At 63.3% G+C, this 15,740-nt stretch carries 10 protein-coding genes and 2 pseudogenes; 4 read left to right on the top strand and 8 right to left on the bottom strand.

Annotation, left to right across the window (positions count from 1 at the left end; translation table 11 throughout):
* Positions 1 to 96 precede the first annotated feature (96 nt).
* Both PIB19_RS05450 and PIB19_RS05445 read right to left on the bottom strand, forming a co-directional pair.
* A complete protein-coding gene (locus PIB19_RS05450; protein ID WP_271239987.1) occupies positions 97 to 879 on the bottom strand; it encodes a LytR/AlgR family response regulator transcription factor in 783 nt (260 codons plus the stop codon).
* The gene (locus PIB19_RS05445; RefSeq protein ID WP_271239986.1) at positions 876 to 1,964 is read right to left on the bottom strand and encodes a sensor histidine kinase; all 1,089 of its coding nucleotides are present in this window, start codon (positions 1,962 to 1,964) and stop codon (positions 876 to 878) included. The genes PIB19_RS05450 and PIB19_RS05445 overlap by 4 nt, the downstream gene beginning before the upstream one ends.
* Before the next feature lie 393 nt (positions 1,965 to 2,357).
* Between PIB19_RS05445 and PIB19_RS05440 the strand changes: the two genes are divergently transcribed.
* From PIB19_RS05440 to PIB19_RS05430, 3 genes are all read left to right on the top strand, one after another.
* Entirely contained in the window at positions 2,358 to 5,666 is a 3,309-nt protein-coding gene (locus PIB19_RS05440; RefSeq protein ID WP_271239985.1) for an autotransporter family protein, read from the top strand.
* A 67-nt stretch (positions 5,667 to 5,733) separates the two neighbouring features.
* Complete coding sequence (locus PIB19_RS05435) at positions 5,734 to 6,363, top strand: hypothetical protein (RefSeq protein WP_271239984.1); 630 nt, start codon at positions 5,734 to 5,736, stop codon at positions 6,361 to 6,363.
* Positions 6,364 to 6,492: 129 nt separating this feature from the next.
* On the top strand, positions 6,493 to 7,548 hold the full coding sequence (locus tag PIB19_RS05430) for a cupin-like domain-containing protein (RefSeq protein ID WP_271239983.1): 1,056 nt from the start codon (positions 6,493 to 6,495) through the stop codon (positions 7,546 to 7,548).
* A 213-nt stretch (positions 7,549 to 7,761) separates the two neighbouring features.
* Here the strand turns inward: PIB19_RS05430 and PIB19_RS05425 are convergent, their stop codons facing one another.
* From PIB19_RS05425 to PIB19_RS05405, 5 genes and pseudogenes are all read right to left on the bottom strand, one after another.
* Positions 7,762 to 8,919, bottom strand: coding sequence for a TonB-dependent receptor (locus PIB19_RS05425; protein ID WP_271239982.1), 1,158 nt, complete (start codon positions 8,917 to 8,919; stop codon positions 7,762 to 7,764).
* A gap of 749 nt (positions 8,920 to 9,668) precedes the next feature.
* A pseudogene (locus PIB19_RS05420) lies at positions 9,669 to 10,073 on the bottom strand (TonB-dependent receptor); the annotation flags it as partial.
* 302 nt (positions 10,074 to 10,375) lie between these two features.
* A complete protein-coding gene (locus tag PIB19_RS05415) occupies positions 10,376 to 11,236 on the bottom strand; it encodes a Ca2+-dependent phosphoinositide-specific phospholipase C (protein ID WP_271239981.1) in 861 nt (286 codons plus the stop codon).
* 141 nt (positions 11,237 to 11,377) lie between these two features.
* Positions 11,378 to 13,345 (bottom strand): TonB-dependent receptor, encoded by a 1,968-nt coding sequence (locus PIB19_RS05410; RefSeq protein WP_271240918.1) that lies wholly within the window; start codon positions 13,343 to 13,345, stop codon positions 11,378 to 11,380.
* A 209-nt stretch (positions 13,346 to 13,554) separates the two neighbouring features.
* A pseudogene (locus PIB19_RS05405) lies at positions 13,555 to 14,022 on the bottom strand (TonB-dependent receptor plug domain-containing protein); the annotation flags it as partial.
* On the opposite strand from PIB19_RS05405, the gene PIB19_RS05400 reads away from it, so the two are divergent.
* The gene (locus PIB19_RS05400) at positions 14,012 to 14,155 is read left to right on the top strand and encodes a hypothetical protein (RefSeq protein ID WP_271239980.1); all 144 of its coding nucleotides are present in this window, start codon (positions 14,012 to 14,014) and stop codon (positions 14,153 to 14,155) included. The pseudogene PIB19_RS05405 and the gene PIB19_RS05400 overlap by 11 nt on opposite strands.
* A gap of 26 nt (positions 14,156 to 14,181) precedes the next feature.
* Here PIB19_RS05400 and phoA read toward each other — a convergent pair whose 3' ends face one another.
* Positions 14,182 to 15,588: an alkaline phosphatase gene (gene phoA / locus PIB19_RS05395; RefSeq protein ID WP_271239979.1), complete on the bottom strand. Its 1,407-nt coding sequence runs from the start codon at positions 15,586 to 15,588 to the stop codon at positions 14,182 to 14,184.
* Positions 15,589 to 15,740 lie beyond the last annotated feature (152 nt).

Here is a 15,740-nt window from a genome sequence, read left to right as displayed (position 1 = left end):
TCAGGCGGGGACTGGCATCAGGGAAGGCGATCAGCACGTCATGATCGCCCCAAGAACCAGATTATAGTATGGCGCGGCTGAAAGGCCTGATGGCACCTAGCCGTGCTTTTGGGCGATCAACGCACGGATTTTGCTGGAGTAGGTTCGGCCAACCCGGATTTCGCTCTCATCCGTCAGGACGGCGATCAGCGAGGCGAACGGCGCCTGCCGCAGGCGCTTGATGCAATCGCGGCGGACAATCGCACTACGATGGATACGAATGAACTGCATCGGATCAAGGCGCTGTTCCAGCGAGGCCAAGCTCTCATGGTGCAGATAGGATTCATCACCGCTATGGATACGGACATAGTCGCGCTCGGCCTGAAACCGGATGATCTGGTCGGAAGGGACGCGAAGATAATCCTCTTTTGATTTTACCCAGAATTCAATTGTCCGGCTTTCATGTTCGCGAAGGGCCTTGCGCAAGGCCGCGACAGTTTCGTGCAACTCCGCGACTTTTTCCTCCCCGGCTCTGGCGGCTACCGCGGTTCGTGCCCGGGCAATGGCAGCTTCAAGGCGGACCGGCTCGATCGGCTTGGTGACATAGTCCACGGCGCTGGCATTGAAGGCGCGAATGGCGTGATGATCGAAGGCGGTGGCGAAAATCACGGCGGGCATGGCGCCGTTCAGCCGATCAAGCAGGTCGAACCCGCTTTCGCCGGGCATCTGGATATCAAGCAGCATGATATCCGGACGAAATTTCATGACGCAATCATGGGCCTCCGCGGCGTTGCCCGCTTCGCCGATGACCCGCACATCTTCCATTCTGGCCAATTGTCGCGTCAAACGCCGCCGCGCCAATGGCTCGTCGTCAACGATCAGGATCGATATTTCACTCATGCGAGCCTCAACGGCAGGGTGAGTGAGGCGCGAAAACGCCCTGGCGCAGTATGCGCGGCGGTGAAGGAGCCATGGCCCGGGAAGCGCGCCGTGATACGATCGGCGACGTTCTTCAGGCCTATTCCCGTGCTCTCGATCCGCGGAGCATGGGGATGCCCGGGCGGAAGCGCATCATTTTCCACAGACAGGCTCAGGCTTTGTCCCGCGGAAGTCGCGGAGATGACAATCTCGACTTTACCCGGTGCTCCGCCGACTCCATGCTTCACTGCGTTCTCGATCAGCGGTTGAAGGATCAGGCTCGGCACCATCGCGTCGTGCAGCTCGGGGGCTATGTTGATCTTCACGTCCATGCGGTCCGAGAAGCGTTCGCGCTCGATTTCCAGATAGCCCGCCTGAAGCGCAAGCTCCTCTTCCAGCCGGACGTCATGGAGCGGATCGAGCGTCAATGTGGTGCGCAGGAAATCGGACAGCGCCAATATCATGCGTTCGGCCTGGGTGGCGGCGCCTTCCTCGACAAGCCCGGCGATCGAATTGAGCGTGTTGAACAGGAAGTGCGGATTGATCTGGTAGCGCAAGGCCCGCATTTGCGCGGACAGGCTTTCTTCGCGCGCGGCCGCCAGCAATTGTTCGTGATCGCGGATCTCGAAACTGTAGAGGAGCCACAGAAACATGCAGAACCAACCGAAGAATAGGGAGGCTCCGTAAACCATCGTGTAGCCGAAATCTTCCCAATCCAATGAATAGGGTGTTGGGTAAATGCAAATGACATACGCGTAAAAGTCGAGAAGGGCATAAACGGGCGCAATCAGGATCGATAGCGCGGAGCAAAGCACCATCTTCCATACCACCGACAGGTTGCGCAATCTGAACAACAGAACGGCAATACCGAAGCCTATCATGGCGCTAATTGAATAGACCTCAAGTTTGCCGAGTGCCGATTTAATTGGGTCGGTGCCGACGATACTCCAAAGAATGCTCGAAGAAATAAAGACGATCGCCCAGTAAACGAGGCCGAGGCGAAGCGTCGCCCGACATATGCGGTCCTTGCTGGTGCCGAGCGGCGCCACTTTATTCGCATTTTCCATGAACCAGCATTCTCTCAATTGCCGATTGGTGTCGAGTGCCGTTCGACGGCCCGTTTAAGCCATTCGCAGAAAAATGCGTCATTTCCGCCTGAGGACATCGCCATTCGCCGGAATGGGACTTTCATCGGTGACCGTGCGCCGTGATGGCGATCGTCGACAAATGATGATCGCCGTTTCCGGGAGTTAAAAAAGAAATCAATGCCACCGTCACTGCGTTTTCGAGCTCATTTCGAAAGCGCTGCCTTGATACGCCTGAGGAGCGAAGCACTCGCTCCGATACGGCGCCAATCTGAAAGTATTTTCCGAAAATATCTCGGAATATCATCGATATAAAATCTTCGGCCGCACTCTCGTGACGGTTTATTCTTGTAACGCTTATCAAGGGGTTCTTAAATGATCAGAACGATCGCGCGCTTCAGGCGAGTTCTTGGTGCTTCGACTGCGCTCAGCAACGGGCGGGCGGCCGCCGCATTGCTGCCCTTGCCGGTCATTCTGATGGTGGCTCCCGGCAGTGCCCTCGCGCAGAATACCGTACTCGACAGCGGCAGCACGACCTGGTCCACGGATCACACCATTCCTGAAGCGCTGGTCGTCGGGCAGACGAAGCCCGATGTTTCGCTGACGATCAACGACGGCGCCGACGTGGTGGTGGCCAAGAAGGTCACGATCGGCGAGCGCGGCGGATCGTCCGGCACGATCACCGTCACCGGCGCCGGTTCGAAGCTGGAGGTGACGCGCACCACCAATATCCTCAACAATCTGCTCGAGATCGGTGGGGGCGGCCTCGGCACGCTCAATGTGGAGAACGGCGGGCAGGTCTCGGTGCGCGACATCGTCATGGGAAGCGCCCCCACGGTCGACAACAGCGGCGGCGTGATCAAGGTGAGTGGCGTTGGGTCTGCGATAACGGCCGATACGCTGCGTAACCGCTCGTGGGATAACGACGTCAACAACGCGGGCGCAATCACGATCGAGAACGGCGGCAGGATCTCCACGATCACCGTCGAGCTGGACGGGTCGCCGGCGGACGATTCGAGCAAGGCGAACCAGACGCTGATCACCGGGCAGGGATCGGCGTGGGCGAATAGCGGAATGTTCACCAACTACCGCAGCATGACCATCCAGGACGGCGGCAAGCTGACCACGGCCAATGCCGAACTGCACGGCATGTCCACCTCGCTCGCGACGACCTATGTCACCGGCACCGGCTCCTCCTTCGCGGCCACCGGCAAGATCACGATCGGCGACGACAGCAACCACAATCTGGTCGTGGCGAACGGTGCCAGCCTGTCGGCGCAGGAGATCGTGCTCGGCGGAAACCCGCTCACCGGCGTCAACCTCGGCGCGCTCACCTTTGGCGGCAAGGTGACGTTCAACGTCTTCGACGAAGCGACCTCGGTCGCAGCGGAGGCGGCGGGTACGCTCAACGAGGATGCGCGCATCACCTTTGCGGGAAGGGACGGCCAGCTGCTCTTCAACCACACCGGCACCGGCTACGCGTTCAAGAACGCCATCGCGGGCGACGGAACGATCGTCAGCCTGGCTGGCGAGACGATCCTGTCGGGCGACATGACCAAGTTCCTCGGCACCGACAGCGTGACCGGCGGCGTGGTGGTGAAGGGCGGCAGCCGGTTGGTCATCAATAGCGATTTCGGGACCGATGCCAGCAACGACGGCAGATATGGCCTCACCGGGCCAAGCACGCTCATCCTGGTCGATAACGGCACGCTCGTCGTCAATGGCCAAACCGGGCATGTCTTCAGCAACGGCGTGTTCGGCACCAGCTATACCAGCCGGGTCTATGTCGGCGGCCAGACCGCTACGGATTCCGGCTTCGGCCGCCTGGCCGGCACGGGGACCGTGGGATCGGTGCGGCTCTACGGCCTCAGCACCGGCAGCGGCAAACAGGCGGTCATCTCGCCCGGTAACAATGGGATCGGCACGCTGACCGTGATGGGCGACCTCGAATTCGGCAACAACTCGATCTACGAGGTCGATATCCGCGGCGACGGCAGCAGCGACCTCATCCGGGTACTACCGGTCGGCGCGAGTGCGCCCGGCCCGTTGCAGGGCGGCGTGAAGATCGGCAACGGCGTCAATGTCGAAGTGACCGCCCTCGACCCGACGGTCAGCTATCAGAACGGCCAGATCTACACGATCCTGACAGCGGCCGGCGGCATCAACGGCACGTTTGCACAAGCGATCAGCAAATCGGCGTTCCTCAATGTCAGCCTCGATCATCAAGCGAACCAGGTCGATCTGAAGATCGCGGTGACGCCAACCCCGACACCGACGCCAACCCCAACCCCGACGCCAACCCCGACGCCAACCCCGACGCCAACCCCGACACCGACACCGACGCCAACTCCGACCCCAACTCCGACGCCGACACCGACACCGACCCCGACCCCAACTCCGACCCCAACTCCGACCCCAACTCCGACCCCAACTCCGACACCGACGCCAACTCCGACACCGACACCGACGCCAACTCCGACACCAACTCCGACCCCAACCCCGACGCCTACGCCGACACCACCGCTTGTCTTCCAGAATGTCGCGGAGACGGCGAACCAGTACAACACGGCGCTTGCGCTCAACACGCTCAAGCAGAGCGGTCCATCGCTTGCGTTGTATAATGCTCTGCTTGTGCTCGATGCGACCGAAGGGCGCGCTGCGTTCGACAGTCTGTCAGGTAGTGTCCATGCCTCGGCGCAATCGACGCTGATTTCGCAAGGCCAGTCCCTGCGTGAGGCGGCGTTCGACCGACTGCGTGAGACGCCGGACACCGCCGAACCGACGGAGGTCGCCGCGCTCAACTATGACTTTAGCGACTATGTGCGTGACAAGAGCGTGGAGTCCGGCCTCGCCATATGGGGCCAGGGGCTGGGCAACTGGAGCCGCCTGGGCCGGGATGGGGATAGCGCCCGTGTGCGCAATTCCACCGGCGGCCTGCTGCTCGGGCTCGACGGCGCAGTTGGATCGAATGCGCGCCTGGGCGTGTTTGCGGGCTACAGCCATGACGATTTCAACGTTCGCCGGCAGCAGTCGGATGGCAAAAGCGACAATATCCACCTCGGTGTTTATGGTGGAACGCAGTGGGACAGCCTGTCGCTGCGCGCCGGACTGTCCTATACTTGGCACGACGTTTCGACCGACCGGATCGCAGCCTTCCCGGGCTTCAGCGATCACCTCAAGGCCGATTACAAGGGCAACACCTTCCAGTCGTTTGGCGAGCTTGCGTGGCAATATCGGGCGGGCAATGTCACGGTCGAGCCCTATGCCAATGTCGCCTATGTGCGGCTTGATCTCGACGATTTCGCCGAGAAGAGCGTCGCCGCCAATGGCGGTGCCACTGCGCTTACCGTGAAGTCGCAGAGCATGGAGACTTTCTTCACCGCTTTGGGGATGCGCGGATCGACCGGGTTCCGCCTGGGCGATATGCGGGCAAAGGCATTTGGTGGCTTGGGATGGCGCCACGCCTTCCACGATACCACGCCGTTCGCGACAATGACCCTGCCCGACACTACGGGATCGTTCCTGATAGCCGGTGCGCCGATCGCCAAGGATGCGGCGACCGTGCGGGCCGGGCTGGATTTCCGGGCGTCGGACGATGTTTCGGTCGCGATCTCGTACAATGGGGATTTCGGATCCGGCATGACGGCGCACGGCGTCAGCGGACGGCTCAGCATCCGCTTCTGACCGGGGCTCCTGCCGGGAATGCGTCCATGGCGTATTCCCGGCATATCCCGGTGGGCAGTCTCCAATGATGGCACGATCCGACAACAGGCAATTCGAGGTTGCACAAGCCGACCCTGATATCGGTTATATCGTCGACGCCCCGCATGAAGGGGCGCCGCTCGTCATCACGTTCGGCTTTGTCGACTGGATGGCCTTCCCCAGGTTCGATTTTGCCGGCCGTCTCCGCAAGCTGGAGGTCACGGCTGGTCAGCCGCTCAACCATATCCTGATCCGCGATACCGCCAATTTCTGGTATCAGCATGGCGTGAGCGGGTTGGGGCGCGACGTTGATGCGGTCGCGGCATCGCTGCGCCGGATCATCGCCGACATCCGTCCGACTTCGGTCTGCACCGTCGGTCAATCGATGGGCGGCTATGCGGCGATCCTGTTCGGCACCCTGCTGGGGGCGGACCAGGTGCTTGCCTTCGGCCCATTATCCTATCTTCGCAGCGATTGGGCGCGGCGCGACGGCGACACACGCTGGCTTCGCGTCATGGAGACGCTTGATCGCTATCCCCCGCCAGACCGTACGACGATCTGCCCGCGCTGCTTGCCGGGCAGTCGTCGCCGCCGGTCCACATCCTGTTCGGCACCGGGCCAGAGGCGGATGGCAGCGCCAATCTGGATGAGATCCATGCGCGCCGGTTCGCCGGCATGACAGGAGTCACTGTCGAGCGAGATCGCGGAAGCACCCCATGCCGTGGTGAAATGGCTGATCGACGCCGGCCGTATGGATGCCATCCTTCGGCAATGGCTGCTGCCCGCTGCAAATCCAGGAATGAAGCAGATGAAGACCATCATGCCATCTCCCGATGCTTCCTTGCCCGAGCCCGTCCACGACGTTTTCAACGATGACTGGCGTGCATGGATCGGCCAGAATCTCGCGCTTGGCGCTTCGCCGGGAGGGCTGCTGCCGACCCTGGTCGCCAATAACTTCCACCCGGGCGAAGCGCAGCGCGAAATCGACAAGGCCAATCGTAGCCCCTATCTACAAGCGGCGCGGCATCTGGCCAGCCGTGTCGCCAAACGTGACTGGACCCTGGAGGTGCAGCACAAGACGCGCGAAATGCGCGCGCGCGGCAATGGCATCATCGAGCGTCGTCACAAGCTCGACCGTGCGACCTTCCTCAACGACTATTACAGCGCCAACCGGCCGGTGGTCATCAGCGGGATGATGGACGACTGGCCGGCACTTGGCTGGACCGACGAGCAGCTTGCACGCGCCTTTGCCGGGCGCGCGGTGGAGGTACAGGTCAACCGCAACGCCAATCCGCACTATGAAGCGCAGGCCGACAGGCACGTCACCAGGATGGCGTTCGACGCGTTCATGGCCCGCGTCCAGGAGCAGGGCGAAAGCAACGACATCTACATGACCGCCAAAAATGGCGGCGCCAACGCCTCAGCCCTGCACGAATTGTGGGACGGGATCGTCCAGATTCCCGAATATCTCGACGGCACCAATCCGGCGAACCGCGGCTTCTTCTGGATCGGGCCGCCCGGCACGATCACGCCGACCCATCATGATCTCACCAATAATTTCATGGCGCAGATCACCGGGCGCAAGCGCGTACATCTGGTCGACGGGCTGCAAGTCGCCAATCTGTACAACCATCTCCACGTCTACAGCGAAGTCGATCTCGAGAATGTCGACTATGATCGTTTCCCGAGGATGCGGAACGTCGACATCCTTTGCCACGATCTGGCTCCGGGGGAATTGCTGTTCATTCCGGTCGGCTGGTGGCACCGCGTTCGCGCGCTGGATTTCAGCATGACGGTGACGTTCACCAATTTCCTGTTCGATAATGATTTTTGTTCGACCTACGGGACCTATCAGGCCGTCTAGGGGACAGGGACGAGGCTGGACACGCAACAAAGCGGGCTTGGCTGACGAATAGAGGTCCGGGCCAATGGCCTTCTTGCGCAGAGCGCGCACGATCCGAAGGCGATGCGCGTCAGCGTCTTGTCGCAGGGGAGGGCGAGTGCCGGGATCGCCGCCAATGACGTGGCGGCGATCCCGGCCTTGATGAGCGTCGTGCAGCCAACTCGCCCGCCAGCCTCAGAAGCCCTTGCGCAACGTCACGAACAGCTGGCGCGGCGCGGCAGGCAGCAGCGTCTGGCCATCGCCGCTATTGCCATAGCCACCTGATCCGACCGTACCGACATAATCCCTGTCGAGCAGGTTGGTCACCGAGGCTTCGAGCGCGAAGCCCGACAGGAAGCCGATGCCGGTCGGAACCTTGATGCCGATGCTGGCGTCGACGACGACGCGGCCGTCGACCGACACGTCGTTGAGATAGCTGTAATAGCGCTTGGACATGTAATTGGCGCCGACGCGGCCGAAGAACAGCTCGCCATCATAGGCGATCTCGCCCGAGGCGATGTGCCGCGGGCTATCCACCACCGTCTTGCCCTCCAGCGGGATGATCGTCACGCCGTTGAGGACGTCGTTGCGATAGGTCGAGTGGTTGTAGGCGTAGGAAGCCGTCGCCGAGAGGCCGCGCATGAGGGTCAGCGTGCCCGATGCCTCGACACCCCAGGACCGCACCGAGCCTACATTCTGCAGTTCGGAGGGGCGACCCTCGATCGGCGCGCCGACCTGGACCCCGAGCTGACGATCGCTGAAGTCGACATGATAGCCGGCAAGCACGCCCTGGAAGCCGCCCGAGCGGAAGCGGCCACCGCCTTCGATCGTCTTCGAGCGCTCGGGCCGAAGGTCCTCGACGCTCGCGGCGAAGCTGGCGGGGCTGGTTGCGAACAGCCCCGACGTACCGGCGGACACGAACGGCCGGAAATTCTCGGTGTAGTTGGCGAACAGCTCGGCATTGTTGGTGAGGCGGAACAGCATTCCGATCTGCGGCAGGAACCAGTCTTGCGAGGCGATGCGCCCGGACGAGAGCGGTCCTGCGACGATTGCATTGGCGCGATTGCTGACCCGCACGCCCTTCCACCCGCCCGAGAGAGTGAGCGCGCCGAGATCGACTCGGTCCATCACATGATATTGGAGGATCTCGGTCCCATAGTCATAATCCCATTGCGTGAAGAAGGGATCGTGCTGGAACTGCAGGCTGTCGCGCGACGAGCCCGACAACGTGTTCGCCAACCCGTAGAAGCGGCGCGCCTGCCGAAAGTCGTTATTCTCGTACCAGCCGCCGATTTCGACGGTGTTCGCGCCCAGCTCGGCGACGAGGCTGGTGATCGCGCCGAACCGGTCCATGTCATATTCGGTGGTGCGGACCGACATCGGCGCGCCGCCGGGCGTCGGGGTATAGGAGTCCACCACAGGCCCTGGCCGTGGTTATTGTGGTAATAGCCCTGAAGCTTGACGCGGACTTTTTCGTTCAGGGGTGTCTCGAACGTCACGCCGGTCAGCCAGTCGCGACGCAGGCCGGCCGCGTCATAATAGGCATCGTCCAGCGTCTTGACCGGCGCCGGAAAGGCAAAGCCGTAGGTCGGGAACGGCCGCGTACCGGCGCCACCCGCTGCCTGCCACGCCTGATTGTTGACGATTGCGGCGACGGCGTATGCGGTCCCCCAATCCGAAGCGAAATTGTCCCAGTCGCGCCCCAGCCGCCCGATCATCTCGGCGGACATGTCCTGATAGTCGTTTTCGCGCCGGTCGGAGAAGTTGACGAAGGCAGTGATGCGCCCATCGCCGACGTCGGCAACGAGCTTGGCGTTGACCTGGTGCTGGCGCTGCTCGCCGTCGCCCTTCCATTTGCCGGTGTTGAGATAGCCATAGCTGATCGCGCCACGCACGCCGCCCATGTCGCCGCTCTCGAGCCGTACGAAGCCGCGATACGTATCGTCGCTGCCATAGGTGCCCGACGCGGCCACGGCCATCTCACGCGAAGGATCGCGCGACGTGAACATCAGCGTGCCGCCGAGGTTGCTGACCGATGCGGTCGAGAGATTGCCCGCGCCCTGGCTGACGGTCACCGCGCCGAGATTCTCCGAGATGATCGCGCGGCTGATGTGCAGGCCGTTGTAATTGCCATAGCTCATGTCGCCGAGCGGCACACCGTCCAGCGTGAAGCCGAGCTGGTTCTGGTTGAACCCGCGCAGCGAGATGCGGCTCGACCATTCATAGGCGCCGAACGCGTCCGACGACTGGAAGTTGACGCCCGGCAGCTTCTGGACGGCCTTGAGCGGAGTGGTGCCCGGGGTGAGCAGCGCGATGTCCGCTTCGCCGACGGTCTGCACCTGGCGCGTCTCGCCGAAACCATAGACGACGATGTCCGCACCGCTCTCGACCTCGCCCTCCGCGGTCGTTTTCTCGCTGGCTGGCGCGGTCTCCTGGGCATGCGCGAGCGCGGGCACGAGCGTGAGGCTCGCAACGGATGTGAGCAGCGCGATTGCAGAACGGTTCATGATCGATTCCCGGATGATGTCGCGCCGCCTTGCAGTGCAGCAATGACTTTCCAGAGTCCGGGGGATGACGTCACGATGACGAAACGATTTACTGTGTGACAGTGCCGGCGGGCCGGCGATTATCGCGGTCCGCCGGCGGTTGCGTTCAATGGCGGTCCATCTCGGATGAATGCTTCGAGAGGGTAGAGGGTGCTCGCCGCCTGATACGTACAGTCAGGGGCGGAGTCGGCAGCCGGCAGAAACCCGCACCGGGCTGCATCGTGCCATCGCGTGCTCGGGGAGGGTCACCACGAACCCGAGATTTAGGGGTCGGGAGCGCCCGGGTAATAGTCCGTGCTCACCGCTTGCGCTCCGCTCGCCACCGCGGCCTTCGTCTTGGAGTAGTCGCGGCTGCGCGCCTCGGCCGTATTGGCGTCGGTGCGAGTCCGCACGATCACGCCCTCGCGGACCCATTTGCGGATCTTCACGCCGTCAACGAGCGGATCCTGGACAATCTGGACCGCCGATTCGGGCTGGTCCTCCGGATACCAGCCGAACATCGCCCGCCCAGCGAGCGACGGGTGCCCTGCACGATACGCATCCGACACCACCGCACGCACGTCCAGCAGGATGTAGATCCGGCCGCGCGCCGCCGACAGCGGTGGCCAGCCGCGGTTATGCACTGCCTCGCGCAGCGTCGCTGCACTTCCGCGCACCTCATCCGGCGTGATCAGGCGTTTGCCGGGCAGCACTGTGCGGATCTCGCCGTCGAGCGCGTCGAGCAACGCCGCGTTGTCGAGCGGCAAGGGGCTGGCGATTCCCGGCCGTCCCGAAGACGTGTCGGCGGCATTGATCGTGATCATGATCGGCAGATGATCGGGATGCGCGCGCGACCAGCGATCGACTTCGCGCAGACAGCCGACCAAAGTCGCACAGGTGCTGAGATAGTCGATATCGGGGATGTGAAACACCTTGAACCCAGGCTTCAGCATCACGGCGCGATCGAAGCCGGTGTGCTCGCCGGCGGCCCTGGCCCAGATCTCGCCCTTGGGATCGGCGTAGCGGCCGCCCTCCGGGTCGGCGAAGACGTCGAGCTCGATCTGGCGCACGCCCGCCTCGAGCTGCTGCGTCAGCGGAACATGATAATAGTCCAGCGAGATCCGCCGTCTTCGGATCCGCGGCACGGATCTTCGCCATCACCGCCGCCGGGATGCGCGCCTTGAAGCTATTGTGCGAGCCGACGACCTGGACGTCGTTCATCGCCTGCGGCGTGGCCGCCGCGCCGGGCAGGGCCAGCGCAGCGGCGGCGAGGAAAGTCTTCATCATCAGAACTCCGTCCGCACACCGAACAGGATCGTCCGGCCCCAATAATGGATTTCGCCGTAGCGCAGCGGATCGTCGTTATAGCTATACTGCCGCGCTCCGGCGATGTTGATCGCCTCGAGGCTGACCGTCGTCTTGTCGGTAACCCGGAACGAGAGGTTGCCGTCGAGCGAACCGAATGCGTCGACATAGCTCGGCGTCTGGGTGGTGCTGCCCGTGCCGGAGAGATATTTGTCGCGCCAGGTGTAGGAAAGCCGCGCCGATACCGGGCCGTAATCGTAGAAGCCGACCAGATTGAAGCTGTTCTTCGACAGGCCGATCAGCTGGTCCTCGATCGTGCGGGCGCCCGCCGTGTAGTTCGCCTGCACCGAAGTGTGGGTGTACGATGCCTGGAGGCCCAGCCCGTCGAACGGCTTCGGCAGGAACGTGAATACCTGGTTGTAGGCGGCTTCGGCGCCATAGACCTTGGCGTCGCCGCCATTGACCTGCGTGCTCAGCAGGATCGTGCCGCGGCCGGGGATTTCGACATTGATGTTCTGCGCGGTGATGTAATTGTCCATCGCCTTGTAGAACAACGCCGCGGTGAGCGAGCCCTTCCGATTGAAATACCATTCGAGCGAGCCGTCGAACTGGGTGGCGAGGAATGGCACCAGCTCGGGATTGCCGCCGCTCCCGGTCGGCGCGTCGGTCGAGACGCTGATCTGCGGCGCACTCTGCGTCACGTTGGGCCGGGTGAGCACGCGGCTGGCGGCGAGGCGCGCGACCAAGGTTGGGCTCAGCTCAGCGCGCAGGTTGAAGCTCGGCAGCCAGTTATTGAAGGTCTTGGGGAAGCTCGCAGGCGTCGGCGCGGTGCCGATCGTCAGCGTGCCGCTCGCCACCTGATCGGTGTGCACATAGCGCACGCCGATATTGCCGGTGATGCTGGTGCCCAGCGCGTAATCGGCACGAACATAGCCGCTCACGGTCTTCTCGGTCACGACATAGGAGGCTCGCAGATCGCCCGCGCTCAGCGGCGCGTTGGCCACCGCGTCGGTGAACAGCTTGTCGTAGAAGACGCTGGTGATCGGCACGAGCCAGCTGCGCGGCGCATTTCCGGGCACGGCGCTCAGGAAGTCGTCGAACGGGATCTGCTCGAACCCGTTCGGCGCGAAGCTGGTCAGCGGAACCTGGCCCGGATTGACGGTGAAATCGCGGCGCCAATAGTCGCGCTTGCGCCAGTGATATTCGCCGCCGGCCGCGATCTTGCTGAGGAAGCCGTCCATGTCGTGGCCGACGTCGAACCGGGCGTACCAGTCCCAGTCCTTGCTGTTCTTGGGCGCGATGTTGAACGGGTAGAGCACATAGTTGGCGGCATTGGTCGGGTCGACCGGCGTGGTGAAGGTCGGGATCACCTTGTACCCGCCCGACGCGTCATAGGTCAGCGGCGCGAAGAACATCGCACGGCTGCGCACCGTGCCTTCGGCATAGCTCGGATGGAAGCTGTGCGCATAGGACCAGTTGATATTGGCCGAGACGTCCCAGCCTTCGGGCTTCCAGCTCTGCTTGAGGCCGACACTGAGCAGGTCGTGGCGGTTGAGGCTGTATTCGCGCGACGCCATGAAACGCACGTCGTTGATCGTCGCGGCGACGACGGTGTTGCCGTCGAGCTTGAACGATCCCGGCACCAGCGTCGGGCGGTGTCCCGCGACGCTGGTGTCGTCGGGATAGATGTCGAGGCCGAATTCATCATAAGCGACGTCGAGCCGCGTCCCGAGCACGTCGAGCGTGGTCTCGAGCTCGGGCGAGGGGCGCCACTGCGCCGAGATCAGCCCGGAGACGCGCTTGCGCTCCTCGGTCTCGATCGTCGGACGGGTGCGGGTGGGCGTGTAATAGCCGGTGCCGAGCACCGAAGTGAACCGGTCGAGGGTCCAGCCGGTATTGTACCAACGGTCGTTGCGGACCGACTTGGCCCAATATTGCGCGCCAGCCAGGAGGCCAAAGTGCCGTCGCCGCTCTTGAAGCTGGTGAGCGCGGTGGCGTTCGGCTTCACCTTGTCGGTCATCGTCGTATAGGTGCCGCGCAGGTTGAGCGTGGTCTTGTTGCCGACATCGAGCGGGCGGAAGGTCTTGACGTCGATATTGCCGCCCAGCGCGCCTTCGGTCATGTCGGCGGTCGGCGTCTTCACCACGTCGATCTGCGAGACGAACTCGGCCGGCAGCATCTCGAAACGGAACTGGCGGCCGGCGGCGCCGCCATTCTCGATCAGGTCGTTGATCGCGACGCTGCGGCCGTTGAGCATCGTGCTCTGGAACTGCGGCCCGAGCCCGCGCACGCTGACATATAGACCTTCGCCGCGCGGCCGGGTGATCGTGACGCCGGTGACGAGTTGGAGCGCCTCGGCGACATTCTGGGTGGGGAATTTGCCGATATCGGTCGAAGCGATCGAGTCGACGCCATAGCCAGCCTGCCGCTTGGTTTCGGTCGCCGCTGCGAGGCTCTGCGCATAGGAGCCGGTCACGACGATTTCCTCGTCGGACCCGGCCGGCACGTCCTGCGCGCTTTCATCTGCACTCGCCGCGACGGTTTGGGCGTGTGCGGACTGGGCGATGCCCAATGCGGCGAAGGTGAACGGAAGCGTGGCCCGAAGCAGGCGTGAAGTGCGCGACATTTTGAGTTTCTCCCCGGGTGTGATCCCCGGCGAGGCCGCCAATAAGCTCCCGCTATTGCGCTTCAGCGGCGAGATCGTTGCAGAAGCGTTTCATGTCCGTGTCGCCGAGATGACGTTGAACGAGATATCCTGACCGCCCGAGCGCGGACGGATGCTCGATCAATCGAGCGCGAGCGCGTCCCGGATGATGTAGTGGAGATCGGTCTGGTCCAGCAGGCCGGAGACATTGACCGCGCGCGGACCATAAGCGGCGATGCGCAGTTGGGTGCCGGTATGACCCTGTGATCCTTCCTCGGCGGTGCCGTAATTGACCGTCATCACGGCACCCTCGCGCGTGTTCAGCGCCGCGGTGAGACCCGGTGCGCGCGTGCCGTTGCCGACGATCTGGCTGGTATGCGCGTGATCGGCGGTGACGATGACCAATGTGTGTCCGTCCGCCTTCGCGAATTCGAGCGCGACCTGCACCGCCTCGTCCAGGTCGACCGTTTCGCCGATCTGGCCGCACGGATTGGCGGCATGATCCTCCTTGTCGATCGAGGCACCTTCAACCTGAAGGAAGAATCCCTTGGGGTTGCCCTTGAGCAGCGCGATCGCCTTGCGCGTCATCGCCGCGAGCGTCGGCGTGGCGGCGGTGCGCTCGGCATTGGGCTGGCAAGTGATCGCGGGCTTGTCGATATTGCCGTGGAGGCTCGCGCGTGGACCGGTCCAGCGCACCGGCATGTTCCCTTCCGCGAACAGACCGATCAGCGGCTGGCGATCGTCGGCGCGGGTCACGGCGTCGAGGTTGGCGGCATCGCGAACGATGCGATAGCCGCGCGCCTGCGCCTGATCGAACAGCGTGCGGCCCTTCCACTTGCCCGCCTTGGCGGACTCGGCGAAGCTTGCGGCGCCGCCGCCGAGGATGAGATCGGCGCGGGTGTCGAGCAACTGTTCGGTGATCGAGCCGGCGCCGCCATTCTCGAGCGCGTTCTCCGGGCAAGTCTTGCTGGTCACTGTCGGCGCGAAGCACTTGCGCTGAACGACATGGGCGATCTGCGCGCCGGGAGTCGCGTCTTGAATTTCCGCGGTCGACACGTCGCCGGTGGCGAGCCCTGCCGCCTTGGCGCGTTCGAGCAGCGTCCGGTGCGGCTTGCCGTCGATATCGACGCCGATCGCGCCGTTATAGCTCTTGACCCCTGAGGCCCAGGCGGTAGCGGATGCTGCGGAATCGGTCACGTAATTGGGTTTGCCGGTCTCGCGGTCGAGCGAATAATGCGTGTACTGGCCGGTGAAGGGCAGGGCATCGATGCCCTTGAAATAGCCCCCGGCACCCTCGGCATAGTTGCGCGCGAGGGTGATTTCCGAATCGCCCATGCCGTCGCCGATCAGCAGGATGACATTTCGCACCTCGCCCTCGGCGCTCAACTTCCGATAAGTCTCGCGCATGTCGCCGGGGAGCCGCCGCGCGCCGCCCGGCAAGCGCACATCGCCGCGCGCCAACCGGGACAGATCGGGTGCGGCATCCTGGGCCAGGGCAGGCTGGCCGGCGAGGGTGAGCAGAACGGCGATTGCAATGCGAGAGGTCATGAAGCGATGCTTTCGTAAGGGGGTTACTCGTGCCGGGTCCCGGTTGCAGGACTATGACGAGGGCCCGCAACGGTTCAGAATTGCGCGCGCACGCCCACTGCTCCTGGAGAGATCGACTGTCCGGCACAGCGCGCGCAGCCTTCGCGATTTCG

It is taken from the genome of Sphingomonas sp. 7/4-4 (genome assembly GCF_027941955.1).
Lineage (GTDB): Bacteria > Pseudomonadota > Alphaproteobacteria > Sphingomonadales > Sphingomonadaceae > Sphingomonas.
This window is presented reverse-complemented; position numbering and strand designations above follow the sequence as displayed.